The following is a 25,919-nucleotide window of genomic DNA, read 5'->3' as shown; positions in this document are numbered from 1 at the left end:
TAGGATCGGGCTAGACCAAGGGCGATCGCCAGAAAAAGGATTAAATTTTTTCCGGGAGCCAGGCCCTAGGGCAGAATAAAGATCACACTGTACGACAACAGTCTGAAGCAAAAGAGATTATCGGATTTTAGCCAAACACCATGACTGCATTGAACCATCAAATTATCGTTGTTGGAGGGGGAGCCGCAGGTATCACCGTTGCCGCCCAGTTATTAAAACAGCAACCCAAACTCGACCTGGCGATCGTCGAACCCTGCGATAAGCACTACTACCAGCCAGCCTGGACTTTAGTGGGGGGGGGAGCCTTCGCCATGGAAGACACAATCAAAGCAGAGCAGGATTGCATTCCCAGTGGGGCCAAATGGATCAAAGCCAGCGTCGCCAGTTTCGACCCGGACAATAATTCCCTCACCCTCCAGGATGGCCGTTGTCTCAGCTACGAATATCTGGTGGTTTGTCCCGGCATTCAAATCAATTGGCACCTGATTCCGGGGCTCCAGGAATCCCTCGGTAAAAATGGCGTCACCAGCAACTACGATCGCCGCTATGCCCCCTACACCTGGGAACTGTTGCAAAATTTCAAAGGAGGCAATGCCCTCTTTACCTTTCCGGCCACACCGATTAAATGTGCTGGCGCACCGCAAAAAATTATGTATCTAGCGGACGAAACCTTCCGTAAAAATGGTGTGCGAGATAAAACCACCATTACCTATGGGGTGGCGGTGGGAAAAATCTTTGGCATCCCCGGTTACTGCGAGTCCCTAGAAAAAGTAGCAGCCAGTAAGGATATTGATGTGCGCTACCACCATAACCTCAAAGCCATTAATCCCGATACCAAAGAAGCTACCTTTACTGTCAATGGGGAAACGGAAGTCACCCTGCCCTACGACATCATCCATGTGGCGCCCCCCATGGCCGCCCCGGATTTTATTAAAAACAGTCCCCTGGCAGCGGCAACCGGTGGTTGGGTTGATGTAGATAAATTCACCCTGCAACATAATCGCTACAGCAATGTATTTAGTTTGGGGGATGCCTCTTCCCTGCCCACATCCCGCACAGCGGCGGCGGTACGGAAACAGGCCCCCGTCGTGGCCACCAACCTTTTGGGCTTGTTAAACAGCAAACAACCCACGGAACAATATGGCGGTTACACCTGTTGTCCCTTGGTCACTGGCTACGGCAAAACCATCATGGCGGAATTTGACTACGACGGCCAGCCCAAATCCAGCTTTCCCTTTGACCCCACCCAGGAGCGTTGGAGCATGTGGCTAGTAAAACGTCATGTTTTGCCCTGGTTGTATTGGAATCGTATGCTCAAAGGAGAAGGCTTTGAACCGGACAAATGGAAGCCCCTTTTGGGCAAATCCTAGGGTCAGTTGACCGAGGGCTGGGGAGGGTTTTGGTGAAAATTCTCCCTTGTGAAGACATCTAGACAAATTAGCCATCAAATTCTGGCGGTTGGTGCTATGATCAGCCAGTGAGATTAAGGATCGGTAGACGCACTTGTTATGAGTGTTAGTGCATTGTTTATGGTTACGCTTAGCAGGCTTCTCTCCGAAACCCACTCTCTTTCTTTTCTCTGGTTTTGGAGCTAATTTATGTCCATTTATGTCGGGAACCTTTCTTATCAAGCCACCGAAGATGACGTTTTGACTGTCTTCTCCGAATACGGCACTGTTAAGCGGGTTCAACTCCCCACTGATCGGGAAACTGGTCGCATGCGGGGCTTCGGTTTTGTTGAAATGTCTTCCGAAACGGAAGAAGCGGCCGCCATTGAAGCTCTGGATGGAGCCGAATGGATGGGGCGGGATCTCAAAGTTAATAAAGCAAGACCGAGAACCCCTCGTTAAACTTTTGCTGAATTATCTAAATTTAAGATTTCATTCGTTGTGGAAGGGAAGGTGTCTGAGTCATCTTTCCTTTTTTGCTAGGCAGGCTTACTGATAGACTGGGGGAGGTAAATCTGGCTCTTTCCCTATGTCGCTTATTCGTGCCCTGCACCAAAAATTAATAGATCAAGAAATTTCCGCCGTTGCCGTTGCCCAGGCGAGTTTGGCGCGGATTGAAGCGGTGGACGACAGATTGAAAAGCTTTTTGCAGGTGACGGCACCCCAGGCGATCGCCCAGGCGGAACAAGTAGACGCCAAAATTGCAGCGGGGGAACCCATTGGCTTACTGGCAGGCATTCCCATTGGCATTAAGGATAATCTATGCACCAAGGGCATTGTCACCACCTGTGCTTCCAAAATTTTGCAAGGTTTTGTGCCCCCCTACGAGTCCACGGTGACGGAGAAGTTGCAAAAGGCCGGGGCGGTGATGGTGGGGAAAACCAATTTGGACGAATTTGCCATGGGCAGTTCCACGGAAAATTCTGGCTATCAAGTCACCGCTAATCCTTGGGATTTGACCAGGGTGCCGGGGGGGTCTTCCGGGGGATCGGCAGCGGCCGTAGCAGCGGATGAATGTTTGATTGCTTTGGGCTCCGACACGGGGGGATCCATTCGCCAACCGGCCTCCCTCTGTGGGGTGGTGGGCATGAAACCGACCTATGGTTTAGTCTCCCGTTTTGGCTTGGTGGCCTATGCCTCTTCCTTGGACCAAATTGGCCCCTTTGCCCGGCGGGTGGAGGATGCGGCTATTCTGCTCCAGGCGATCGCCGGCCATGATCCTAGGGATTCCACCAGTTTAGATGTGCCCATTCCCGATTACACCCAAGCCCTTAAGCCTGATCTCAAAGGAGTGAAAGTGGGGGTAATTATGGATGCCTTTGGGGATGGTCTGGACGATAGCGTTAACCAAGCAGTGCAAACAGCGATCGCCAAACTGCAGGAATTGGGGGCTAGCATTACGGAAATCAACTGTCCTCGATTCCGCTCTGGCATTGCGGCCTATTATGTCATTGCCCCTTCCGAAGCGTCAGCTAACCTAGCCCGTTACGATGCGGTGCGCTATGGCCTCCGGACGGAGGCGGACAATTTAATGGATATGTACACCCACACCAGGGCTAAGGGATTTGGGGCGGAAGTCAAACGGCGCATTATGCTCGGCACCTATGCCCTGTCCGCTGGTTACTATGACGCCTATTACCTCAAGGCTCAAAAGGTAAGAACCCTAATTAAACAGGACTTTGACCAGGCATTTACCAAAGTGGACGTGTTGGTTTGCCCCACCGCCCCCACCACGGCCTTCAAAGCGGGGGAAAAAACTGATGACCCCCTCAGCATGTATCTCTCCGACTTGATGACCATCCCGGTGAACTTGGCGGGGTTACCAGCCATGAGTGTGCCCTGTGGTTTTGACGATAATAATTTACCCATTGGCCTGCAACTGGTGGGCAATGTGTTAGGGGAAGAAATGCTGTTCCGGGTGGGCTATGCCTATGAGCAGGCTACAGCATGGCACGATCGCCAACCGGATCTGTAAGTTGTGTCAATTAAAAAACAGATTTTTGCCTGTCCCTGGCCATCAGCCTGGGCGGCGTTCTATAATCGTTGCCTGGGTGCATTCCCCTGCCGCAAAAATTTCTGGCTTCCCCTCACCAACGCCCCCCAGAATATTAGCTATCGTTGATTAGTAATTGGTCAGTCATACATTTTGCCAGCAATATTTTGAATTTGAAGGTGCAACCAAAACGGCAACGGCGATCGCCAAAGACCACAATCTCTATGGTTGGGGCCTTTCTGCTCTTGGGGTCATTTTCGACTCCACCCATCCTTGCCCAGGGCCAAACTGCCCCCCTCACTGACCTTTGCCCCGAACCGATCGCCAAGAGGATGACTCCCCATGTAGTCAAAGCCGGGGAAACCATCGATAGCATCGCTCAACAATATCAACTGGTGGCGGAAACCCTGATCAGTGTTAACAGTCAGTTATCCAGCGGCTCTATCACCCCAGGGCAAACCATTCTAATTCCTCCCTTTAACGGTCGTTTTGTTACCGTGCCAGCGGGGGCCACCTGGCGGGATCTGGCGGCGGCCTATGGTTTACGGGCGGACATTTTATTTGAAATCAACGGTTGCACAGAAAAACCCGGTCGGGCATTTATTCCCGGCATCAGTTGGGGCAATCGGCCCAGCCCTGCGGTGGATAATTACACGGGTTTGGCCCAATGGCCCATCCAATCCCCCGTCCAGATTGGCCTAGATTACGGCTGGCAAAACCAAGGAGCCGGGGAAGATGCCTTTTTTCACAGTGGGGTAGATTTGCTAGCTCCCCTGGACACCCCCGTTATGGCCGCCACCGCTGGGGAGGTAATTTTAGTTAGCCAGGAAGGGGCCTATGGTTTCCTAGTGGTCATTGACCATGGCAACGGCCGCCAAACCCGCTATGCCCATCTCAGTCGCTTTGCAGTGGGCCCTGGGGAAAAAGTCCCCGCTGGCAAGGTCATTGGCTACGTCGGCAGTACTGGCCGGCCAGATATTGCCCCATCCCATCTCCATTTCGAGGTAAGGGTCCAATCCCCCGTTGGTTGGGCGGCCCAGGATCCGAAGTTGCATTTACCCCGCCAATAGTTAAGGGATTTTTAGTCTCCCCTAGCCCCAGGGATAACCTCTGTCTTCGCCATATTTTTGGTAAACTAACAACGCTGTTGCCTTTAGCGGTTTTGCCATGGAACTGGAACATCCCGACGATCTCTATTATTTGGATTCCCACGAATATGTCCGCTTTGATGGGGAAACGGCCACCGTTGGCCTGAGTGCCTTTGCCGTGGATGAGTTGGGCGATATTGTCTTTGTGGAATTGCCGGAAGAAGGGGATAAGGTAGAATTTGAGCAATCCATGGGGGCGGTGGAATCGGTCAAGGCTGCATCGGATCTCTATTCCCCAGTTACGGGCACTGTAATCGAAAAAAATACTGTCCTCGAACAACAACCGGAATTACTGAACCAGGATCCCTACGGCGAAGAGGGTTGGTTAATCAAGGTGCGCTTGGATGATGTGGAGGATGCTAAGGAAGGATTAATGACCGCTGGAGACTACCGCGCCACCCTAGAAACGGGAGATTAGGCAGTTGGGGCGGAGGTTAGATATTAAACCTTTTCCCACCCCATGGATAGCTTGTAACAGTTCAAATTTTCGATACCAGGGCAGGAAATCATTATGCAGGCTGTTGATTACACCACCCTAATGGCCATTTGTGCTGAATTACAAGATGACTGGTTACCGGCTCGCATCGAACAGGTTTACCAGCATGATCGCCATGGTTTATCCCTCGCTTTACGAACTTTAGAAAAACGGGGTTGGTTAACCCTAGCGTGGCATCCCCAGGGAGCAAGGCTTTGTTTAGACATTCCCCCACCCCAGGAACCGGATACGTTTACCTTGAGCGACCAACTGCGTCACCAGTTGAAGGGACTAGCCCTAATTTCCTTGGCACCCCTGCAGCCCTGGGAACGGGTCATTGACCTGGCGATCGCCAAACGGCCGGGGGATGAACCTCTATACCATCTTTTTTTGGAGGTCATGGGCAAGTATAGCAACCTGATTTTGACCGATGCCCAACGGCAAATTATCACCGTCGCCCACCAGGTAAGCGCCCAACAATCCCGGGTGAGGACAGTGCAAACGGGGCAACCCTACCAACCACCACCGCCCCTGTTGGCTACGCTTCCCTTGTTAACAGAAAGTTTGAATGACTGGCGCGAAAGGGTGCAGTTAATTCCGGGTTTATTGAGCAAGCAGTTACTCAAAAGTTATCGGGGGGTCAGTCCCATGGTGGTGAAAAGTTTGCTTGCCCAGGCTGGTATTGATGACCAGATTAATAATCAAGCTTTAACCCCCAACCAATGGGAAAATCTTTTCTCTGCCTGGCAGATTTGGCTACAACGACTAGAAAAAGCAGATTTTGTGGGCAAAAGGTTGCCCCAGGGCTACACAGTTTTGGCAGAAAGTAGTGATCTTAATGGTGTTAAGCCAACTAAGGAAAAAGGCGATCGCCCTTTGCTTGCCATTAATGAGATGATAAGTGCATATTACCGGAGGGAGTTAGGACGGGAAAATTTCCAGCAGTTAAAGCACCAAATTCAACAAAAGTTGGCAACTTTGATTGGTAAATTGCAACAGAAGGCCCAGACGTTTCAACAAAGGCTAGCAGCGGCGGCCAATGCCCAGCAATATCAACGGCAGGCTGATCTGTTGATGGCCTATCTCCACCAAGGGCAACCGGGCTTAAGTGCCATTACTCTGCCGGATTTTGATGACCAAGCTCCCGTTACCATTCCCCTGCAACCGGATAAAACTCTCATTCAAAACGCCCAACGACTTTATAAACAACAACAAAAGCTAAATCGAGCAGAGGCGGCCATTCTCCCTTTGCTGGGGGCAGTGGAACAGGAGCTAGCCTACCTCACCCAGGTGGAAACCAGTGTGCAGGCGTTGACGGAATTTGATGCTCCGGCCGATTGGCAAACGTTAACGGAAATTCGCGATGAACTGGTGGAGCAAAATTATTTAACCCTTAGCCATGGCCGTCCCCGCCGTAAAGAAGCGGAAACCTTTGAACCCCACCAAGGCCTGACCCCTTCTGGTTTTCCCCTCTGGATTGGCCGCAACAATCGCCAAAATGATTACCTCAGTTTTCGGGTTGCCACTGAGTATGACCTTTGGTTCCATGCCCAGGAAATCGCCGGCAGCCATGTCTTACTCCGGTTACCCCCAGGGGCGATCGCCGACGAGCAAGATTTACAATCAGCGGCGGACTGGGCGGCCTATTACAGCCGGGGCCGGGGGGAAGAACAGGTACCCGTGGTCTATACCCAGCCCAAATATGTTTTCAAACCCAAGGGCAGTAAGCCAGGCATGGTCATTTATCAACAGGAAACGGTTATTTGGGGCAAACCAGGAGCTGTTAATCCTAAATTGGCCATAGGTTGATTTTTCCTAACCCAGTACTTGGTTAACCCAAACGGTTGCGGTAATCTTCATAGCCAAAGGTACGCCACAGTTCAAATTCCCCCGATCGCCGTAGACAACCAATGGCGGGATGGTGGACCCCATTAAAGGTGGTGGTTTTGACCATGGTGTAGTGCATCATATCTTCAAAAATCAGGCGATCGCCGACCTGGAGAGGTTGATCAAAGGCATAATCCCCCAAAAAGTCCCCCGCTAAGCAACTAGAACCCCCCAAGCGATAAACCCGATCTCCGGTTGTCGGTACCCTGGCCCCCCGCACCTCCGGCCGATAGGGCATTTCTAAACAATCAGGCATATGGGCAGTGAAGGAAACATCCAGCATGGCATGGGTAAATTCCGGTGTTTCGATCAGATCCTCCACCGTACTAATTAAAAATCCTGTCCGCCAGGCGATCGCCGATCCCGGTTCCATAAGCAACCGCAGATGGGGATGGCGTTGGTGAAATTCCCGAATTACTGCAATGGCATAGTCCACGTCGTAGCCTTGGCTGGTCATTAAATGCCCCCCTCCTAAGTTTAACCATTCAATTTGGGGTAAATGCTGACCAAATAACTTTTCAATTTGCTCCAGGGTTTTTGCCAACGCCAAATGATCACTTTCACAAAGGTTGTGGGAGAGGAAGCCCGTAATACCTAGCGGCAAATTACCCTCCAACATTGCCGCTTGTACTCCCAGGCGGGAACCGGGCACACAGGGATTATAAAGATCGGTCTGCACGGGGGAATATTCTGGATTAATGCGTAACCCTGCCTTTACCGTTGTATTTTTCAACAATTCCCGATAACGGTGCCATTGTCCCAGAGAATTGAAGGTGATGTGGCTAGCCAAAGGGATAATGGCCGGCAGATCATCGGGGCGGTAGGTGGGCGCATAAACATGCACTTCTTTGCCAAATTCCTCCGCCGCCAGCCGTGCCTCCCAGAGGGAACTGGCCGAAGCCCCCCCCAACCCCGACCGCAACCAAGGAAAACAGGGAAAGAGGGCAAAACCCTTCAGGGCTAACATTACCTTGATGGGGGCGGATTGCTGCAACCGCTCGAAAATCGCCAAATTTTGTTGTAACAATTCCTCTTCCAACACAAAACAGGGGGAAGGTAGGTTGGATAACAGGGGGTTTTCGGGAATACTCACCGCAGAAAGGCTCACTTCAGCTACAAAAAGAAAAAAAAGACTACTGCTAAAACAGTAGCCCAATCAAGTCTTGAGATTAACGGAGGTTGCCGGGGCACTTTACTACAGATGCCCTAGGCGAGAAAACCTAAAAAAGTTAGGGTAAATCGAAAAATTACAGAATGCCGAAGAAGTGAAGTACACCTTGCCCAGAGACGAGCTCGAGGATCAGGGCAGAGGAGAAACCGATCATGGCCAAGCGACCATTCCAGTTTTCGGCGAAGGCAGTGAATCCAAATTTAGTGTTTTCGTTGTTCATGGTTAAGAATGTAGTTACGAGCTGGGAGGGTTGTCTATGTAAATAAATGTAACAGAGTATTGCGCCCATGGCAAGTCTGTGATGAAAAAGCGATGGGAAGATAATGTTAGGCTCAGACAGAACAGAAGGGACTAATCCTGGGAGAGCAAGGTAATGTTGCCCCTAATTTTGGCGATCGCCCTGTTGTGGGCCTTGATCTGGTGGGCTAGGCGCCGATCCGGTCGGAAAATTGCCCGGGGTAGGGGCCGCCGTAATTCATCTGGTTTCAAGCAAGCCATCCAAGCTTCCCGCCCAACATCAGTCAGGGTACCCGGAAAGTTGCGGCGGGATCTAATTCGCATTGCCGGTAATGCCCAGGTGGCGGAAAGGTTGGTGAGCAACCTACGGGCCAAACATCCCGATCGCCCGGAGCACTGGTATTGGGAAAAGGCAATTTTTGACCTGGAGCGTGATCGCCATTATTAATTCAGGATTGTTGGTATGGTAAAAGTCCGGTGGGGATACCATTGCCATGGACTATGACCAATTGACCATGGGTTGTTGCCGGTACAATGCCCAAAATACTCTAATTAGCGGAACTGCCTACATTAAACTCATTAATCCGAAAAATTGCAGTTAAGTTAGCTTCACCGCCCTATTTTCCTACTATTTCTCGACTATGGCCGTTGGCACCTTCAAACAAAGTAGATTTCAATTCCGTTGGCCCCGTTTGTCTGTCATGGACCGGTACCTGTTTGTGGAACTGTTCTTGCCGTTCATTTTTGGCATGGGCATGTTCACCTCCCTGGCCCTTTCCATTGGGACTCTTTTTGACCTGGTGCGACGGGTGACGGAATCAGGCTTGCCCATGGACATTGCGGTGAAGATTCTCTTCTTAAAAATGCCGGAATTTGTGGTGCTGGCCTTTCCCATGTCCATGCTTTTGGCTAGTTTAATGGCCTATAGCCGTCTTTCCAGCGACAGCGAACTGATTGCCCTCCGTAGCATTGGGGTGAGCATTTACCGTCTAGTAGTGCCGGCTCTCTTGTTTGGCATGGTGGTAACGGGCATTGCCTTTGTTTTCAATGACCGTATTACCCCGGCCGCCAGTTATGAAGCGTTAGCTACCCTAGACCGGGCTGTACACCAAGACCGCCCCCCCCGGCAAGAACAAAATATTATTTATCCGGAATACGGCCCAGTGCGGCAACCGGACGGCAACGAGAAAAATATTTTGAAGCGCCTCTTCTACGCCGAAGAATTCAACGGCAGCGAAATGAAGGGGCTGACCATTCTTGACCGTACCCAGAGCGGGGTTAACCAAGTGCTCACAGCGGAAAGGGCCAGTTGGAATATTTCTGAAAATACTTGGGATTTCTACGATGGCACGGTGTACCTCATTGCCCCCGACGGTTCTTACCGGAATATTGTCCGCTTTCGTCATCAACAATTGGCATTGCCCCGGGCACCCTTGGATTTAGCTAGCCAGGAACGGAAGGATGGTGAAATGACCATTGCCCAGTCCCGCCGCTATCTAGAAGTACTGCGGTTAAGTGGGGACGACAAAAAGGTACGTAAACTAGAAGTCCGCATCCAGAAGAAGTATGCCCTGCCCTTTGTCTGTTTTGTGTTTGGCCTCATCGGGGCGGCGATCGGAGTACGGCCGCAGAATACCAACAAAGCCACTAGCTTTGGGATCTGTGTGGGCTTAATTTTCTTCTATTACCTACTTTCTTTTTTGAGCGAGTCCATGGGCATTTGGGGCGCCCTGGATCCCTTCACCGCTGCTTGGTTTCCCAATTTACTGGGGTTGATTGCGGGCATCGCTTTGTTGGTGCAATCTTCCCGTCTGCGTTGATCTGCCCCCGTTGCCGGCCCTGTTGACCTTATTTGTCCTTTTGGCCGCAAGTCTGGAGTTGGCGCAGCAATACGTCTATTTCTGCTTCTAGGTATAGGTATTGCACCTGTTGGGGAGTTTCGTAAACCTGTTTTTGGCGATCGCCAGCGGGTTTGGCAAGAACGGCAGATTTGGTCATGGAATTGTTTTTTATAAAGGGTTTTATCAAGCGAAGGCATTATACTGCTTTTTCGGTGAAAAAACACAAATTTTTGTGACAATGTTTCGATTAGCCCCTATGCTCCGGCTCCAGGTCAAACCAGGGCACCAAGGCGATCGCCAGTGGAGAAGAATGGGTAAAAACGGTAACTTTCCCCACTGTTACGTTAAGCAAAAATACTCAATAATATGTCCTGGGGTCGTTGCCATCCGGCACAGATCGGTGGAACAATCGACTCTTTGGTGTTATCTGTATAGGTTAAGTTTCCGCTTGTTTACCAAAATCAGTGTGGTGTTGAGGTTGTATGGCGAATAGTACCGAGTCTGCTCCGTTGCAGTCCTCCAGCACCGTCAAAGTTCGTTCCCATTACCGACCCCATACTGCCCCTGAATCTGACCAGGGCGTCCCGCGATCCAAAAGGGCCCTTCCCCCCCTAGGTAAGGGTTTAGTTTGGGGGAGTTTGGTCACCCTAACCGCCACCGTAGCGGCGATCGCCGGAGTGGGTATCGGCTTTTTTACTCCTGGGCCGAGGGGATTGGTTCAGCAAGTTATACCGGGTCAATCCACCGGAGTGGAAGCGGGTCAGGGAGATTTATTTCCCTACCACATCAGTCGTCCCGTCAATATTTTGGTTATGGGCATTGACCGGGTGGAGCCGACGGAAACTGAACCCAATGTGGATGAGTTTGGTGGGCGTAGTGACACCATGTTATTGGTGCGGTTCGACCCCAGGGAAAATAGCTTGAAATTACTCTCCATTCCCCGGGATACCAGGGTTTTCATCCCCGATGTGGGCTATACGAAAATCAATGATGCCAATGCCTATGGCGGCCCCCAGTTGGCAGCGAGGGTGATTAATCGCAACTTGGGGGAAGTGCCCATTGACCGTTACGTCCGGGTCACCACCGACGCGTTACAGGAATTGGTGGATTTAGTGGGGGGAGTGGAAGTGTTTGTGCCCCGCCCCATGTTTTACGAAGATAAAACCCAGCAGTTATTAATTGATTTGCCCGCTGGACTGCAAACCTTAAATGGTGCCCAGGCAGAGCAATTTGTTCGTTTCCGCTACGACGCCAATGGGGATATTGGCCGGGTGCAACGCCAAGAAACCCTGCTCAAAGCCCTACAAAATCGCCTTAGCCACCCCAGCATGATTACCCGGATTCCTAAGGCGATCGGTATTATGCAAAAAACTGTGGACACCAATTTGACCATGGAGGAAATTTTGGCCTTGGTCAATTTTGGGCGTCAGCTCGATCGCCAGGAAGTACAAATGGTGATGTTACCGGGGCGGTTTAGCCAGCCCACGGAATTTGATAGCCGTAGTTATTGGGTGATGTCTGATGCCGGCAAACGGCAGGTGCTCAGGAACTATTTTGATGTGATTGAAGAAGTCCCCACCTGGGCTGAGACCCCCGGGCGATCGCCAGAAAGTTTACGCATTGCTCTGCAAAATGCCACTGACGATCCCCAGGCCTTGGAACGGATGAAGGAATATTTACTTGCCAAGGACTTCCGCAATTTCTATGAAACATCGGAATCGCCAGAACTATTAGCAGAGACGAAAATTTTGGTTCAGAGGGGGGACTTGGATGGTGCCCATTATCTACGGCAAACTCTGGGGGGCGGCGTAGTGGAAGCTTCCTCCGTTGGCGACCTAGGATCGGATTTAACTATCCAAGTGGGTATGGATATTGACCAATGGCTCAAGGAACCGACTCCAGAGCACGACTCTGCTCCCCAATTTTAAAACTCCAGATCTTCTCTCCACCCGATCGCCATTGCCGTTAGCAACGGGTAAGTTGGGGCCATGCTCTTTGCCTGTTTAATTTTGCCTCAAGATAAATATTAACGAACTCAAATTACCCACGACCTAATAGGGTGTCCAGGGGAGCCAGCCAGCAGGCTAGCCGATTTTGTAAACGATTCCACGGGGAAGGGGTAGGAAATTGCCTTTGCTCTCCAGGATATTGATCCAAGATTTGCTTAGCCAACGGTGTGAGGCGAAAACTGTCGGTAATACCTTGGCCGTCCACTTCCCGTCGCAATAGTCCCACCTGAATGAGCCACATCAACTCCCGCTCCACTCGATTTTCCGTCAATGCTTGCCCACAAAAACCTTGCTTAACTCCCCCGGCTCCGGCGATCGTGGGTAGGGGCACACTGGCCTGGGCCATGGCTCGAAACAAGTCCAGATAAAAGGGACAACACTGGAAAGCCCTTTGGGCCCGATTATAGGTGCGAGTAGTGTAACCAGCTAATGCTTTCGGGGAGGCCAAAGAGGTGTTCATGGCAAAATATTCAGTCAAAAACCTAACGATTTACAGTGGCAATCCATCGGCGGGCAAAGCTCTGCAGTCTCGAAAAAAATTAAGAACAGTCAAAGAATCTGGACATAGACCAGCCCATAACCCAGTGGTCAGAATTTTTTTGCCCGGCCTTATTCGGTCCTATTTACCCATTGTGCCCAAATCCGACCATTGTTGCCAATTATTCCCCAGGCAACCACGGCGATCGCCAAGCAAAGATTTAAGCATTTTTTCGTATTCTTGCTAATCTCCCTGCCGAAGAGCTGGGTTAACGTTAGGGCAAGTCGGATGTCCTGGTGTGACCGGGTCATCTTTTTGCTATTTATTCCCCAGGAGTTTTTTAATGTTAAAAATCGGCATCAACGGCTTTGGCCGCATTGGCCGTCTTGTGGCCCGCATCGCCATGGCCAACCCCCAAGTTACCCTAGTGGGCATCAACGACCTTGTACCAGCGTCCAACTTAGCCTATCTGTTTAAATACGATTCCACCCATGGTTCCTACGGTGGCACTGTAGTGGCCAAAGAAGATGGCATTGTCATTGACGACCAATTTATTCCTTGTTTTTCCCAGCGGGACCCCGCCCAATTACCCTGGGGAGAGCTAGGGGCAGATTATGTAGTGGAGTCTACGGGCCTATTTACTACCTATGTCACCGCTGAAAATCATCTCAAAGCCGGCGCTAAACGGGTGGTTATTTCCGCACCTAGTAAGGATCCTGAAAAAATTCCTACCTTTGTGGTGGGGGTAAATCATCTCGACTACAACGCTGACACCGACAAGATTGTTTCCAATGCCAGTTGCACCACCAATTGCCTGGCCCCGATCGCCAAAGTATTAGACGACAATTTCGGCATTGTGGAAGGATTGATGACCACAGTCCACGCCATGACCGCCACCCAACCCACCGTCGATGGCCCGAGCAAAAAGGATTTCCGGGGGGGTAGAGGAGCCGCCCAAAATATTATTCCCTCATCCACTGGAGCGGCCAAGGCAGCGGCTTTAGTACTACCACAGCTAAAGGGTAAATTGACCGGCATGGCCTTTCGGGTACCGACCCCCAACGTATCGGTGGTGGATCTAACCTTTAAAACGGCAAAAGCCACCAGTTACGAGGAAATTTGCGTCGCCATGAAAACCGCTTCCGAGGGGGAACTCAAGGGCATTTTGGGTTACACAGAGGATGATGTGGTGTCCATGGACTTTCGCACCGATCCCCGTTCCAGTATTTTCGACGCCGGGGCCGGCATTGGCTTGAACAGCAACTTTTTTAAAGTGGTTTCTTGGTACGACAACGAATGGGGCTATTCCTGTCGAGTCATTGATTTAATGTTGACCATGGCGAGCAAAGACGGCCTGGTTTAGGTTTGATGTTTGTTAGGTTGTCCCAATTAGCCTAGCTAGATTTACCGGGATCAATCTCCACCCCGGTAACTTTTTTGTGTTTGGTTAACCCCCTTTAGCAAAACTACCCATCACTAGGGCCGATAGCAAAATACCAGGGACGAGGAGGACAACTAACATCAACAGTTGATCGGCGGTCATGGTAAAAATCCCATCTAATGCAAAAAATTCATAATTCCTGAGCCATTAGCCCAGGTAAGGGACAAACCCTATGGGCATGGTAACGGACATTTTTGATTTTTCACCATTTTCGGAGAAGTGGTTTGCTGACAATGGGCTAGAGTTTAACTGGGATGTCAGGAAACTATGCCTCAAAAAATGGAAGCTACATTTGATGTAAAGACACTCCAGCCAGAGAATACTTTAAAAGCCCCCTTGGTACCCCATGCCTGGGAAAAACTAGAGAAAATTCCTCCAGAACTGCAATCGCCTTACTAGGTCGATTTAGGAGACAAACTGAAAGAAATATTGCCAATATACTTTTAAAAGAGGAGCTGGAACAATTATAATCGTCACCTTTTTGCTCAGGAGAGAATATGACAACTACCCTTAAGCTACAGCCAGCGATCGCCATTGATTCAGATAAATTTTTCCAAATCTGCCAACAAAATCCCGAATTGATCATTGAAGAAAATGCCCAAGGAGAATTGCTAATTATGTCTCCCACTGGTGGCGAGACTGGCCGCAAGAATGCAGAACTAATAGCTGATTTTATTATCTGGAACCGCAAACATAAATTGGGTTTTGTCTTTGACTCTTCCACTTGTTTTCAGCTTCCCCAAGGGGGACGGCGATCGCCTGATATAGCTTGGATCAAAAAAGAACATTGGCTAGATTTATCTACCGAAGAAAGAGCAAAATTTCCACCCATTTGCCCAGATTTTGTGTTGGAACTGCTTTCTCCTAGTGAAACCTTAACTGCAACCCAAACGAAAATGGAAGAGTATTTGGCTTCTGGATTACGCCTAGGATGGTTAATTGATCCCCAGAATCAACAGGTAGAAGTTTATCGCAGTAATCAACCCAAAGAGGCTTTAGTCAAATCAAATCAATTATTAGGGGAGAACATTTTACTGAACTTTATTTTAGAAATTGACTGGTTATGGGAATAATTTCTCCATCGTCCAGAACGAAAAATTGCTAGGGATAAAACCTAGAAGTAATCGATTTAAATCTCAGCAATTAATTCTTATTCGTCAGGTTAGGACTAGTGTTAAATCGGTCATAAACAGAAGGGATAATTTTCTCTTTATGAAAGAGAAAAGGTCAATCAGTTAAATTAATTACATAATCATAAAAATCAGGCTCGGAAGTAAACTGGCAACGATAACTAAGGGCTTTCTCTAACTGCTTTTTATAATCTTTTTCTTCCACTTCGTAGGCCCCAAACCTTTCCAAATGCGGATTTTGTAGCTGGGCATCGAATAACTTGTAGCCCCGTTGTCGCAAATGCTGCACTAATTTAACCATGGCAACTTTAGAGGCTTCAGGGACATTGTAAAACATCGATTCCCCAATGAAAGCCCCCCGGATAGCAATGCCCAAAATTCCCCCCGCTAGGCGATCGCCGTACCAAGTTTCAAAGCTGTGGGCCCAACCGGCAACGTGAAAGGTATGGTAAACCTCAATTAATTCTTGGGAAATCCAGGTTTCAGGGCGGGCGGCACATCCTTCACAAACAGCGGTGAAAGCTTGATTAATTTTAACTTGGAAACGATTTTGATTGAGCACCCGTTGCAAAGATTTGGGATAACGAAATTGATTGTCTAAGGGAATTAAGGCATGGCGATCGCTGGAATACCAACCCAGTCCATGGCGGTCATCGGCCATTAAAAACAGACCTTGGGCATATTGGGCAATGGCATAGTCAACATTAATTTTCACCCTTTATTTCCTCGCAATTCCCTGGTAATTTTTGGGGATAAATCATGCTTTTTTGTTTTTATCAATTTTCTCCAGCATGGTAAGAACTCCGCACCAAGGGCCCCGATTGCACATGGCTAAAGCCCAATTCCCTGGCAATTTGGCCCAACTGTTCAAACTCCTCTGGAGTCCAATATTTTTGCACGGTTAGATGCTCTAAAGACGGTTGCATATATTGTCCTAACGTCAGGCGATCGCAACCCACGGAACGCAAGTCCTTGAGGGTTTCGACAATTTCATTCACCGTTTCTCCATGCCCCAACATCAACCCAGACTTGGTAAAAATGCTGGGATCAAATTCTTTCACCCAGCGCAACACATTCAGAGAACGTTGATATTTTGCTCCCCGTCGTACTTTGCCCTGCAATCTAGCCACTGTTTCTAGGTTATGGTTATAGCAAATAGGTTTAGCCTTGGCCACCGTCAACACCCGCTCTTTTTGGCTGATTTCTCGACCAATACCACCCCAAAAATCCGGTGTTAAAACTTCTATGTCGGTAGCAAAATTTTCCTGACGAATGCGCTCCATCACGTGCACAAACCAACCAGCGCCACCATCGGCCAAATCATCCCTAGCGACGGAAGTTAATACCACATATTTAAGCCCCAATAATTGCACCGCTTCTGCTACTTTTTTCGGTTCATCCTGATCCAATGTCATGGGAGCTTGGCCCTTTTCCACCTGACAAAAACCGCAGGCTCTGGTACAAATTTGACCCATTAATAAAAAAGTAGCTGTTTGGTTGGCGTAACATTCCCCCCGATTAGGACAACGACCCTCTTCGCAAATGGTGTGAATTTGGCGCTGTTTAATAATTTGTTGAACTGTGGACAACTCACTAGCTCTACCAATGGGGCGTTTTAACCAACTGGGCAAACGTGGGGGGGACTCACGGGGCGGGGAAGGGGTATTCATGGTGGTCGTTGGGTAGCAGGGCAAAAATGAGTCAACCTATCAAATCGAACTGGAGGCCATGGCGATCGCCGTACTTTGTCTGGGTCAGCACAGCAAAACATTAGCAATTCTCCCCAGAATAATTAACTAGTTTTGGCCACCTCCTGACGGGACAATCTTTGCACCGTTTCCCCTCTAAGCATCCGATCCGTTTCCCGCAAAATTTCTAACACCCTCTGTCGGTGGGGACTCTGGGCTAAACATTGCCGGAGTTTTTGCTCATCAAAGTTGCTGGCCGGTTGACCGGGGAACCAATGGCCGCCGTTGCCCAACAGGTTGTAGCGCATTTTGCTGTATTCCACCAAGTCAAAGCTTTGGCAAAGATTATAAAGCCAGAGAATTTTGGGAATATTAATTTCCCCAGGGGTATTTTCCGGGCTGGGTAAACCGATGCGCCAACCATTGACCCAATCTTCCCCTAAAGCTTCCACCATGGCGCTATGGAGGTTCGCCAAAATCGGTTGTAAAACTTTTTCAGTCTCCTGCTCCGATGCTAGATAGGGCAGGGTTTTTATATGCTCATCAAAATCCGTTGGCCGGGATGCACCAATACTGAGGGTGTGGACTTGGGAATGGGATAAGCAAAACAGATTGTTAAATACCATCGGGCTGAGGGGTTGGCATAAATTCACCAGCTTTTGGGGCGGGTTATAAAGTTGTCCTCCCTTATCGGATGGGCTAATAATAAAGACCCCCATATCCTGGGCCGTGGCGGCGGCGATCGCCGGCCAATTGTCTTGGAAAATGTAGTACCAGTGGAGGTTGACGTAATCAAATTCCCCGGAATTAATCGATTCGGTAATGATTGCGGTGGGGCCATGGGTAGAAAAACCAACAAACCTTACTAGGCCTTCCCGTTGTAATTGCCGACAAACGGCTAAACAACCGCCAGGACGTAAACTTTGCTCCAGGGTTTCCCGATTGTTAATGCCGTGGATGCCCAACAGATCGACGTATTCCAGATTTAAGTAACCCAAAGATTTATCAAACTCCCGGCGAAAGTCCTTAGGGTCATCCTTAGGACTAACCTTTGTCTGCACAATCAATTTTTCCCTGGGTAATTGGGGCAAAATTTTTCCCAACTGCATTTCCGAAGTGCCATAACCCCTAGCAGTTTCAATGTGGTTAATGCCCAACTCCAGGGAACGGTCAATGGTGGCTTGCAAATTGTGCTGGTTATCCTGCGGAACCTGAGCGAAGGGCGCATCCTGCCATTGGAACTGATAGCGCATGCCTCCACAGGAAAAAACCGGCATGGACAATGCAGTGCGGCCAAAACGTCGATAAAGCATAGGGTGGGGGAAATTTGCGGAACTTCGATCAGGAAATGTCATTGGTTAATTGTTTTTTAGGGTAACCCAGATTGTTAAGCACGCTTTCTAAACCCTGGAAAATAAAGTTCATAAAAACTATGATATTCTAAAAACTTGGTTGCCATTAACTTTTGTCAAAAAATTAGTATTCAACTGGAATACCCCATGTCCCGGCTGAAACATTTTGATCTAAAATCAAACAAGTTGTGAAAACTTTGGAACCTTTCAACTACTTAAGAAGTTGGCCCTACCCCTATGCTCAGAACGGTTAAAGACGCCTGTGAAATTTTTTCCTCAACCTTAAATTATCAAGTGACTAGCGGGGTGGAAAGCCTTGCTCGGGTACTTAACAGTCAGAATGGGGGACAAGAATTTTTTGAGAAGAGTTATCTCACACGAGGGATGGAGGAGTTGCTCTGTGAGGGATTGTTAAGACTATCTGGACAAACTGATCAGGCCTTGTTTGAGTTAGCCCAGGCCATGGGGGGCGGCAAAACTCACCTAATGACTGCCCTGGGATTTTTAGCGAAAAATCCATCTCTCCGGGCTCAAATTTTGCCGGCTGAGGTATTTAATCGTCTGGATAATATCAGCGCCCGTGTAGCGGTGTTTGATGGGCGTGAAAGTCCGGAGCATTATGTTTGGGGGGCAATCGCTGCACAGTTGGGAGCAGAGGGGCAATTTAAATCATTTTGGCAGAACGGGCCGAAAGCCCCAGGGAAAGAACATTGGAAGGCCATGATTGGGGACAAACCGACACTTATCCTATTTGATGAGTTACCCCCCTATTTTTTAGAAGCGAAGACTGTGACCGTCGGCAAGGGAACCCTGGTAGATGTTCTAACGCGGGCGCTGTCTAATCTTTTTGCCGCAGCTCTAGAATTACCCCGCTGTTGTGTAGTACTAGCAAATCTTGCCGATAGTTACCAAGAACAAATTAAAGAAGTGCGTCGCATTGTGTCCGACGTACAGCGCGAAGCATCCCGACAAGCCAAGGTAATTACCCCTGTTTTCTTGGAGGGTAGTGAGATTTATTCCATTCTCCGCAAACGACTCTTTCAAGCCTTGCCATCGGAACAAGAGATCGACGAAATTGCGGAAGCCTACGCCGAGCAAATTAAATTAGCAGAAGATAGCGGTTATCTGACGGCCCGGAGTTTAGAACAAGTCGCCGATGAAATTAGAGAAACTTATCCGTTTCACCCATCTTTCAAGCATTTAATTGCGCTGTTTAAAGACAATCCTAATTTTCGAGAAACACGGGGACTACTGCAATTTTCTGCCCGCGTTGTCCGTTCTGCATGGCGACGAGAACAAAATGATGTCTATTTGATTGGAACACAGCATCTTAGCTTGAATGATAGTCAGGTGATGGAGGAAGTCTCGGATATCAATCGGGCATTGCGTCCAGCGGTAACCAAGGATGTTGCGGATACAGGCAATTCCCATGCGGAAGAAGTAGATGCCAATTTAAATAGTGATGCCGGCAGTCAGGTGGCGGCGATGATTCTCTCTGCTTCCCTCTCTTTGGCAGTGAAAGGTCATGTGGGACTAAGACGGGAGGAAATTATTGAATATTTAGTGGCCCCCAACCGCAAACCCGATGAATTTTCCCAAGCCTTTGATTTACTCCGTAAACGAGCCTGGTACCTCCACGCCAATGGTGAACTCTTTTACTTCTCCGATACGGAAAATTTGACCAAACGGATTCAGAGGGAAGCCCAAGGGGTTCCCAAAGCCAAAATTGATAATGCCCTACGGAATCGACTGACAGGAATGTTGCAACCCCAATCCCGAAAAGCCTATCAGTCCGTCTCAGTAATGCCGGAAATTAATGAGATTAACCTCAATAGTCATCGGGTCTTAGTGGTGGTTGCGCCGGATAACAGTGTTCCCCCGGAAGAAATTCAACGGTTTTATCGCTCTGTGACCGAGAAAAATCATTTATTGGTGCTTTCGGGTAATGATACCTATATGGCTAGCCGAGTAGAGGAGTCCCTACGGGAGCTTTACGCCATTACCAATATTTTAAAGAGCTTGAGGCCAGGGGATAATTTGCATACCCAAGCCATAGACGCTCAAGAAGAAGCAGAACGAGCTTTTCTACAAACATTACAGGGAACCTATAACCGCCTTTTCTTCCCTAGTGAGGATGGCTTACGAACCGTGACGATCGCCAATGGCTTGAAGTTTGGGGAAAGTTTGGAAACCACTGTCGAAGCCCAAATCGACGACTTATTGGCGGGGATGAATTGTGATAACAAATTAGCCAAGGATGCGGAAACAGATCCAACGCCTTACTTCGCCATGGCGGAAGAGGATTTATGGCCCGAGGGTAATCGTCGTACTCCCTGGCGAGATGTGTTAATGCGGGCGAAAAGTAATCCGGCTTGGCCCTGGCTACCGGGCTTAAAGGGGCTAGAAAATTTGAAAGTGCAGGCCCTTAACCAAGGTCGTTGGCGAGAAGGCGCAGACGGCTATTTGGAAAAAGGCCCCTTTCCCAAGGAAAAAACCTCAATCAATATCATCGATCAAGGCAAAGACCCCCAAACCGGAGAAATTGTTTTATCCTTAACGCCTCAAAATGCTGGACAACAGCCGAGGGTACATTACGCCCCCACCGTTGCTGTATCCGAAACTGACTCCTTAGTGACGGACTTAGATACGTTTCGCACCAGTGCCCCCACCCTCTATTTCTTGGCAGTGGACAGCACCGGGGAACATGCCACTGGAGAACCGACCCGTTGGGTGGCGAAACTCAAGGTTCGCTATCAAGTTGATGATCACCCAGATTCCCGTTTAGTGACCTTAGCAGTCTTTCCCCTTGCGAACATGCGGTATGTGGTGGATGGCACCAATCCCCGTGAGGGACAAGTTTATACAGAACCCTTTGCCATTGCCGACGATAAAGTCACGTTACAGGTTTACGCTCAAGCTGGAGAAGCCACTTGTCTAGAAACCTTTACTATCCCGGCAAGGGGAGATAAACGAGTTGTCATTGATGAAAACAAGCCTGCCAAATTAGTTCAGGAAAAAACCAACATTGACTCTACTTACAAAGTCTTTAAGGTCATTGAGCAGTTTAAGGAACGGCAGGGAATTGCCTTTCACGGGGTCATTTTAGAAGTGGGGGAAGGAGAAAGAGCGGTTCAGGTTCGATTTCACGATCGCCCGGTGACCCCTAGTATGTTGGAGAAAGTGATCAAATCCCTGCGGGAAAATTTGGAAGAACCCGATGCCCTGATCACCGTCAAAATTCGAGACGGGGCCGACTTTGACAAAGGCTTTGATTTAAAACAATTTGCCGAAATCACCGGGATCAACCTCACCCCCGATAAGGTGGAACAGTAACCCCTTGGCTGTTAACAACCACGTTGAGAATCCCATGCCCCGGTCGTCTAAATCCCGTTCCACTTCCCAAGCTCCATCCCATCCCACCCTTGGCTTTGGCGTACCGACAACCCTTGACCCCCATCATTTTGTGGTGAAAATCCCTCGGGGTAACTATCAGCCTGTCCACATCATTGAAAATTTAGGGATGATGTCTGAAGGGGACACCATGGAACCCCTAGAGCGAGCTATTTTAGACCGGCCTTTGTGGACAGAGATTTCTGGGCCTGTCAAACGGCACTTCAATCAACGCCTGAAAAGCCACAACCTCAAAGCCGGACAATGGAAAATAGGGGATAACTTAATCGATCGCCTCTTGGGGAAAGAACTCTGTGTGCTGGCCTGGACGGTGGAGGGACTAGCGCCGGAAAAGGTCGGGAACGCGGTGGGTAATTGGTTGGCGTTGCGCCCGGAAGAACGCTGGTGGTTGTTTGGGATGACAGCAACGACGGTGGGTTTAGCCAAGGATCAGGGCAAGGGCTGGCGTATGGCGTTGCGTTATGCGTTGGGAGATACGCCCCAATTAGGACGGCTACCGATACGACGGGCGAAGAAACCGGTGGAAACAAATATTTTTGAAACCTTGCCGTTGTTTCAATCTTGATGCTCCATTGGCTAAGCTATATCAGTGTTGATAGTTCTGGGGGCTTTTCCAATGACTAGGGTTGCAGAGGCAAAATCACTTTACGATCAAGATATTCTACTCTGGGTCGAAGATACGGTCGCTAAACTCAAGGCCCAAGATTTTGCTAACTTGGATCTCGAAAATTTGATTGAAGAGGTAGAGTCTTTGGGGATTTCGCAAAGGAGAGAACTATTAAGTCGGCTGACAACTCTGCTAGAACATTTGCTCAAACAGCTTTATGTTAATTTGCCCGATGATTACAATGGCTGGGAACGCACTATCCGCGAACAACGTAAGCAAATTCGCATTTTATTGAAAGATGCCCCCAGTCTGAAAATGATTTGGTCAAAGATATTTATTCAAGCCTGGGAATTGGCGATCGCCGATGTGAGGGATGGGTATTTAACGGTATCTTTTCCTGACCAGTGGACTTTCTCGACGGAGTTAGAACCCTTACTGAGTGAACATTTTTGGCAAATTCATCAAGACTCTTAAATTTATTTCCCCCGTATCAGAACCTTCCACTTTCCAAGTATTCTTTTTATTATTCCTCAAACATCAAACTATAAAAGTATTAAAACACTTTCCGTTTGGCTACTTGCGAACTGAATAATAGTGTCCAAATTGTCTCTTAAAATCTGAGTAATTGCTGATGTTGGGCAGTTACCAACTCGAAGATAAATAAATTTAGGCGGATGACCATAAAGCAAACTACGTTGATGAAAATCCGAATCTTTTGAAACTATCACAAAGCCATTAACCTTTGCATATTCCCAAATAATTAAATCATCAGTATTGATTAGTCCCAAGGTCTTAACGTGTTCAGAATCTGGGAATAAATCGATGATTTTCTGAATAATCCGGTCAGATAAATTTTCGTCTAAAAGCAGTTTCACAGAGGTGCCAAAAATAACTTTTTCTCCCGATCAGCGGCAAACGCAAGACAAGCTTTGATATCTTCCTGAGTCAGTTCAGAAAAATCTTCCAGTATTTCTACCTCAGTCATACCACCTGCTAAATACTCTAAGATGTCATACACAGTGATTCTCATTCCCCGAATACAGGGCTTACCGCTACGTTTTCCAGGCTCAATCGTGATGATATTTTGATAATTCATAGTCTCTCTTCAGTGAATTAATTTTTGCAATTTTAACACGGATTAATTTTTGTTAATGTAACCCAAAAATTCTGTCAATAATGGCACTCATTCCACTGTCACGCCTGCTAATAATTGATCTATTTCTGCGCTCATGGTTTTGCTGTAGGGCACCAAGGTCTCAGTTTGGTTAATCGCTGTTTTCATAAGGAAATCGAGAAATAGCCTCATAACAAGACTTTCTTCGTACTCTTCCAAGGGGATATAGTCTCCTGATTGATAGGCTTGCTCAGCTTCCATAATCATCTTTATTTTCTGCCTCTGTTAATTCCTCTGAATCGTATTGTTCGCTTAATGAGAGTGCAAAATTGAGGAGTTCTTCGATGAAGTGATCAGAGGATTGATCAATGACCTGAAGTAACTTATCTTTATTGTTCATTTTTTTGTAATGAGCTAGTCTATGATGATTTTTTAAGCGACCGCTAGGGGCAAAGCGAAGGATTTTAGATCAATTTCATCAACGTTTTTAGAGTAATTATCAATGGTAATAGCCACTAATTTACCTTGCTCGTCATAGTCCACAATTAAATCATCCGCGATAACATCCGTTGCGGAAACTGGATTATGAGTTAATTCAATGGCTAAAGTATCTGTTTCAGGGAAGTATTGAATTTTCATTTGAGTTCTTCTCCTCGTTGTTGTCGTTTGTAGAATTTACGATCAAAAAAGGCATTATGTACCGTTTCTCCATCGTCAAGCGTGATCACCCTAATCACACGTCCTTCAGCTTCTTTGATGTTACCCCAATAGGCAATGCGTCCATTGGCCTGGTGTTCGGTTATTAAGGGGTTTGCTAGGATTCTCTCGATCCACGACTCCTCGATTTCTGGGTGCTTTTGACGGGCAAATTCTTGAAAATATCGGGTACTTTTCATTCTGACGGATAATGGGGGAACTAAAGCTAGCTTAATTGTCTGTGTTTATGCCCGATCTAACTCCCTTTGCTCTCCAAGATTCCCCGGCCCTAATTGAGCGAATTTTTCCGGCTCAGAAGATTTCGGCGGAGGCCCAGAAGGAACGGAAGGCAGGGGCGGGACAAACTTTAACGGCGTTGGGTTCCTACTGGAAGGGTCGCAAGCCGTTGATCATGGTGCGGGCCATTGTATTGGGTTGTTTGTTGCCAGCGACGGAAGATTTGGAAGCAGATTTACGGATTTTTGAGCAGTTGATGGCCATTAATGATGAGGCCTTTACCCGCCGAGAACCCAAGTTAAAAGTGACGGAGTTGGCAGGGCAGATTCGGTTGGAGAATCCCTGGGATTTTTTTGATTACACCCTACCAAAAGGGATGGACGGGGAGACGATCGCCAATTTAACTTTTCCGCTAGAAATGCCGCTTAAGGTGCGGTGGAAGCGGGGGTTGCCGGAAGCGGAGAAGCAAAAAATCTATGGTTTGGCGTTGGCGGGGATGACCTATGAGGAAAAGGTGAATCTCTGTAAGAGACCGGAGGAGCTTGATCCGACAGAATTGTATGGCCCGATTTGGCCCGGGGTGAATGCCCATTTAGGTCGCTTTGGCATTAAGGCAGAGTCCCATGAGGAATTGGTGGAACAGTTGGGGATTTTGCGGTTTGGCCATCGTCCGAAGGTGGGGTATACGTTTTGTGGCGGGGGGTCGATTCCCTTTGAGGCGGCGCGGTTGGGCTGTGATGTTTATGCGTCCGATTTGAACCCTGTGGCTTGTATGTTGACCTGGGGAGCGTTGAATATTATCGGGGCGAGTGCTGAACGGCGGGCGGAAATTGAACAGGCGCAGAAGGAAGTGGCCGAAGCGGTGGATCGGGAAATTGTGGCGTTGGGCATTGAACACAATGAACAGGGGGACAGGGCTAAGGCTTATCTATATTGTTTGGAAACTCGTTGTCCTGAAACGGGTTGGATGGTTCCCCTGGCTCCCAGTTGGGTGATTTCTAGGACTCGCAATGTTTACGCTAAATTGATTCCTAATCCCCAAGAAAAACGGTTTGAGATTGAGATTATTACGGGGGCAAGTCAGGCAGAAATGGAAGAGGCGACAAAGGGGACAGTACAGGATGGAAATTTGGTTTATGAATTAGAGGGAAAACCCTATCAAACTTCGATTAAAACCCTACGGGGAGATTATAAGGATCAGGATAAAGTTAACCGTAATCAGTTAAGGCAATGGGAAAAGTCAGATTTTAAACCCCGTCCTGATGATATTTTTCAAGAACGGCTCTATTGTATTCAATGGATTACGAAGGAAACGTTAGGAAAATCGACTCAAGAAACTTATTTTGCGGCGGTAACGGCTTGGGATTTAGCTAATGAAAAGAAGGTAGAAGCAATTGTCGAGAAAAATTTAAGTGATTGGCAGGAACAGGGCTTAGTGCCGGATACGGCGGATTCCGCATCTAGCTGGCACAGTAACAACAATGAGTAAAATAGTTCTGTCTAGTTGTAGCAGAATTCAGCATAACACCAATTTCTGCTAACTTTTCAACAGATTC

28 protein-coding genes are annotated in these 25,919 nt (G+C 48.4%); 15 read left to right on the top strand and 13 right to left on the bottom strand.

What is annotated here, in order from left to right; all coding sequences use genetic code 11:
• Positions 1–140 precede the first annotated feature (140 nt).
• The 6 genes from H6G45_RS12915 (at position 141) to H6G45_RS12890 (ending at position 6,873) form a co-directional block, all read left to right on the top strand.
• A complete protein-coding gene (locus H6G45_RS12915; RefSeq protein ID WP_190598828.1) occupies positions 141–1,370 on the top strand; it encodes an FAD/NAD(P)-binding oxidoreductase in 1,230 nt (409 codons plus the stop codon).
• A gap of 228 nt (positions 1,371–1,598) precedes the next feature.
• A complete protein-coding gene (locus tag H6G45_RS12910) occupies positions 1,599–1,850 on the top strand; it encodes an RNA-binding protein (RefSeq protein WP_028947815.1) in 252 nt (83 codons plus the stop codon).
• A gap of 127 nt (positions 1,851–1,977) precedes the next feature.
• Positions 1,978–3,423 (top strand): Asp-tRNA(Asn)/Glu-tRNA(Gln) amidotransferase subunit GatA, encoded by a 1,446-nt coding sequence (gatA, locus tag H6G45_RS12905; RefSeq protein WP_190598827.1) that lies wholly within the window; start codon positions 1,978–1,980, stop codon positions 3,421–3,423.
• Positions 3,424–3,620: 197 nt separating this feature from the next.
• Positions 3,621–4,511: a M23 family metallopeptidase gene (locus H6G45_RS12900; RefSeq protein ID WP_347338266.1), complete on the top strand. Its 891-nt coding sequence runs from the start codon at positions 3,621–3,623 to the stop codon at positions 4,509–4,511.
• A 97-nt stretch (positions 4,512–4,608) separates the two neighbouring features.
• Positions 4,609–5,007: a glycine cleavage system protein GcvH gene (gcvH, locus tag H6G45_RS12895; protein WP_190598826.1), complete on the top strand. Its 399-nt coding sequence runs from the start codon at positions 4,609–4,611 to the stop codon at positions 5,005–5,007.
• A gap of 93 nt (positions 5,008–5,100) precedes the next feature.
• Positions 5,101–6,873 (top strand): NFACT family protein, encoded by a 1,773-nt coding sequence (locus tag H6G45_RS12890; protein ID WP_190598825.1) that lies wholly within the window; start codon positions 5,101–5,103, stop codon positions 6,871–6,873.
• 22 nt (positions 6,874–6,895) lie between these two features.
• Here H6G45_RS12890 and nspC read toward each other — a convergent pair whose 3' ends face one another.
• Positions 6,896–8,059: a carboxynorspermidine decarboxylase gene (gene nspC, locus H6G45_RS12885; protein ID WP_190598824.1), complete on the bottom strand. Its 1,164-nt coding sequence runs from the start codon at positions 8,057–8,059 to the stop codon at positions 6,896–6,898.
• A 139-nt stretch (positions 8,060–8,198) separates the two neighbouring features.
• Positions 8,199–8,411 (bottom strand): high light inducible protein, encoded by a 213-nt coding sequence (locus H6G45_RS12880; protein ID WP_199309756.1) that lies wholly within the window; start codon positions 8,409–8,411, stop codon positions 8,199–8,201.
• Positions 8,412–8,495: 84 nt separating this feature from the next.
• Here H6G45_RS12880 and H6G45_RS12875 point away from each other — a divergent pair, with 84 nt between their 5' ends.
• Positions 8,496–8,807, top strand: coding sequence for a hypothetical protein (locus H6G45_RS12875; RefSeq protein ID WP_190598822.1), 312 nt, complete (start codon positions 8,496–8,498; stop codon positions 8,805–8,807).
• Positions 8,808–9,000: 193 nt separating this feature from the next.
• Positions 9,001–10,179, top strand: a complete 1,179-nt coding sequence (locus H6G45_RS12870; RefSeq protein WP_190598821.1) for an LptF/LptG family permease — start codon at positions 9,001–9,003, stop codon at positions 10,177–10,179.
• Positions 10,180–10,207: 28 nt separating this feature from the next.
• On the opposite strand, the gene H6G45_RS12865 is transcribed toward H6G45_RS12870, so the two are convergent.
• Positions 10,208–10,357 carry a hypothetical protein gene (locus H6G45_RS12865; RefSeq protein ID WP_190598820.1) on the bottom strand — a complete coding sequence of 50 codons (150 nt, stop codon included), beginning with the start codon at positions 10,355–10,357 and terminating at the stop codon, positions 10,208–10,210.
• A 325-nt stretch (positions 10,358–10,682) separates the two neighbouring features.
• Between H6G45_RS12865 and H6G45_RS12860 the strand changes: the two genes are divergently transcribed.
• Positions 10,683–12,128: an LCP family protein gene (locus H6G45_RS12860; protein ID WP_190598819.1), complete on the top strand. Its 1,446-nt coding sequence runs from the start codon at positions 10,683–10,685 to the stop codon at positions 12,126–12,128.
• Between the two features lie 112 nt (positions 12,129–12,240).
• Here the strand turns inward: H6G45_RS12860 and H6G45_RS12855 are convergent, their stop codons facing one another.
• On the bottom strand, positions 12,241–12,669 hold the full coding sequence (locus H6G45_RS12855; RefSeq protein WP_190598818.1) for an Npun_F0494 family protein: 429 nt from the start codon (positions 12,667–12,669) through the stop codon (positions 12,241–12,243).
• Between the two features lie 361 nt (positions 12,670–13,030).
• Here H6G45_RS12855 and gap point away from each other — a divergent pair, with 361 nt between their 5' ends.
• Both gap and H6G45_RS12845 read left to right on the top strand, forming a co-directional pair.
• Positions 13,031–14,050 (top strand): type I glyceraldehyde-3-phosphate dehydrogenase, encoded by a 1,020-nt coding sequence (gap, locus tag H6G45_RS12850; protein WP_190598817.1) that lies wholly within the window; start codon positions 13,031–13,033, stop codon positions 14,048–14,050.
• A 575-nt stretch (positions 14,051–14,625) separates the two neighbouring features.
• Positions 14,626–15,201, top strand: a complete 576-nt coding sequence (locus tag H6G45_RS12845) for a Uma2 family endonuclease (RefSeq protein WP_190598816.1) — start codon at positions 14,626–14,628, stop codon at positions 15,199–15,201.
• Positions 15,202–15,355: 154 nt separating this feature from the next.
• Here H6G45_RS12845 and aat read toward each other — a convergent pair whose 3' ends face one another.
• From aat to H6G45_RS12830, 3 genes are all read right to left on the bottom strand, one after another.
• Entirely contained in the window at positions 15,356–15,973 is a 618-nt protein-coding gene (aat, locus tag H6G45_RS12840; protein ID WP_190598815.1) for a leucyl/phenylalanyl-tRNA--protein transferase, read from the bottom strand.
• 61 nt (positions 15,974–16,034) lie between these two features.
• Complete coding sequence (gene lipA / locus H6G45_RS12835; protein ID WP_190598814.1) at positions 16,035–16,928, bottom strand: lipoyl synthase; 894 nt, start codon at positions 16,926–16,928, stop codon at positions 16,035–16,037.
• Between the two features lie 122 nt (positions 16,929–17,050).
• Entirely contained in the window at positions 17,051–18,259 is a 1,209-nt protein-coding gene (locus H6G45_RS12830; RefSeq protein WP_190598813.1) for an aldo/keto reductase, read from the bottom strand.
• Between the two features lie 276 nt (positions 18,260–18,535).
• On the opposite strand from H6G45_RS12830, the gene H6G45_RS12825 reads away from it, so the two are divergent.
• From H6G45_RS12825 to H6G45_RS12815, 3 genes are read left to right on the top strand one after another with little or no spacing between them, the layout of a single operon-like run.
• On the top strand, positions 18,536–21,631 hold the full coding sequence (locus H6G45_RS12825; protein ID WP_190598812.1) for an anti-phage-associated DUF499 domain-containing protein: 3,096 nt from the start codon (positions 18,536–18,538) through the stop codon (positions 21,629–21,631).
• A gap of 34 nt (positions 21,632–21,665) precedes the next feature.
• The gene (locus H6G45_RS12820) at positions 21,666–22,274 is read left to right on the top strand and encodes an anti-phage-associated DUF3780 domain-containing protein (protein ID WP_190598811.1); all 609 of its coding nucleotides are present in this window, start codon (positions 21,666–21,668) and stop codon (positions 22,272–22,274) included.
• Positions 22,275–22,325: 51 nt separating this feature from the next.
• The gene (locus H6G45_RS12815; protein ID WP_190598810.1) at positions 22,326–22,790 is read left to right on the top strand and encodes a DUF29 domain-containing protein; all 465 of its coding nucleotides are present in this window, start codon (positions 22,326–22,328) and stop codon (positions 22,788–22,790) included.
• A gap of 68 nt (positions 22,791–22,858) precedes the next feature.
• On the opposite strand, the gene H6G45_RS12810 is transcribed toward H6G45_RS12815, so the two are convergent.
• The 6 genes from H6G45_RS12810 to H6G45_RS12785 all read right to left on the bottom strand — a co-directional run bounded on the left by H6G45_RS12810 (position 22,859) and on the right by H6G45_RS12785 (position 24,326).
• Complete coding sequence (locus H6G45_RS12810; protein ID WP_190598809.1) at positions 22,859–23,191, bottom strand: DUF5615 family PIN-like protein; 333 nt, start codon at positions 23,189–23,191, stop codon at positions 22,859–22,861.
• The gene (locus tag H6G45_RS12805; protein ID WP_190598808.1) at positions 23,188–23,412 is read right to left on the bottom strand and encodes a DUF433 domain-containing protein; all 225 of its coding nucleotides are present in this window, start codon (positions 23,410–23,412) and stop codon (positions 23,188–23,190) included. The genes H6G45_RS12810 and H6G45_RS12805 overlap by 4 nt, the downstream gene beginning before the upstream one ends.
• An 87-nt stretch (positions 23,413–23,499) precedes the next feature.
• Entirely contained in the window at positions 23,500–23,691 is a 192-nt protein-coding gene (locus H6G45_RS12800) for a hypothetical protein (RefSeq protein ID WP_190598807.1), read from the bottom strand.
• Positions 23,681–23,830 (bottom strand): hypothetical protein, encoded by a 150-nt coding sequence (locus H6G45_RS12795; RefSeq protein ID WP_190598806.1) that lies wholly within the window; start codon positions 23,828–23,830, stop codon positions 23,681–23,683. The genes H6G45_RS12800 and H6G45_RS12795 overlap by 11 nt, the downstream gene beginning before the upstream one ends.
• A 32-nt stretch (positions 23,831–23,862) precedes the next feature.
• Positions 23,863–24,069: a DUF2283 domain-containing protein gene (locus H6G45_RS12790; RefSeq protein ID WP_190598805.1), complete on the bottom strand. Its 207-nt coding sequence runs from the start codon at positions 24,067–24,069 to the stop codon at positions 23,863–23,865.
• Positions 24,066–24,326 carry a hypothetical protein gene (locus tag H6G45_RS12785; RefSeq protein WP_190598804.1) on the bottom strand — a complete coding sequence of 87 codons (261 nt, stop codon included), beginning with the start codon at positions 24,324–24,326 and terminating at the stop codon, positions 24,066–24,068. The genes H6G45_RS12790 and H6G45_RS12785 overlap by 4 nt, the downstream gene beginning before the upstream one ends.
• Before the next feature lie 47 nt (positions 24,327–24,373).
• On the opposite strand from H6G45_RS12785, the gene H6G45_RS19590 reads away from it, so the two are divergent.
• Entirely contained in the window at positions 24,374–25,852 is a 1,479-nt protein-coding gene (locus H6G45_RS19590) for a DUF1156 domain-containing protein (RefSeq protein ID WP_190598803.1), read from the top strand.
• The last annotated feature ends 67 nt before the right edge of the window (positions 25,853–25,919 follow it).

The sequence above is a fragment of the Synechocystis sp. FACHB-383 genome (assembly GCF_014698605.1).
In the GTDB taxonomy this organism is placed as follows: domain Bacteria; phylum Cyanobacteriota; class Cyanobacteriia; order Cyanobacteriales; family Microcystaceae; genus Synechocystis; species Synechocystis salina.
Note: the sequence above shows the minus strand (reverse complement) of the source record. Positions and strands in the feature narration are given on the sequence as shown.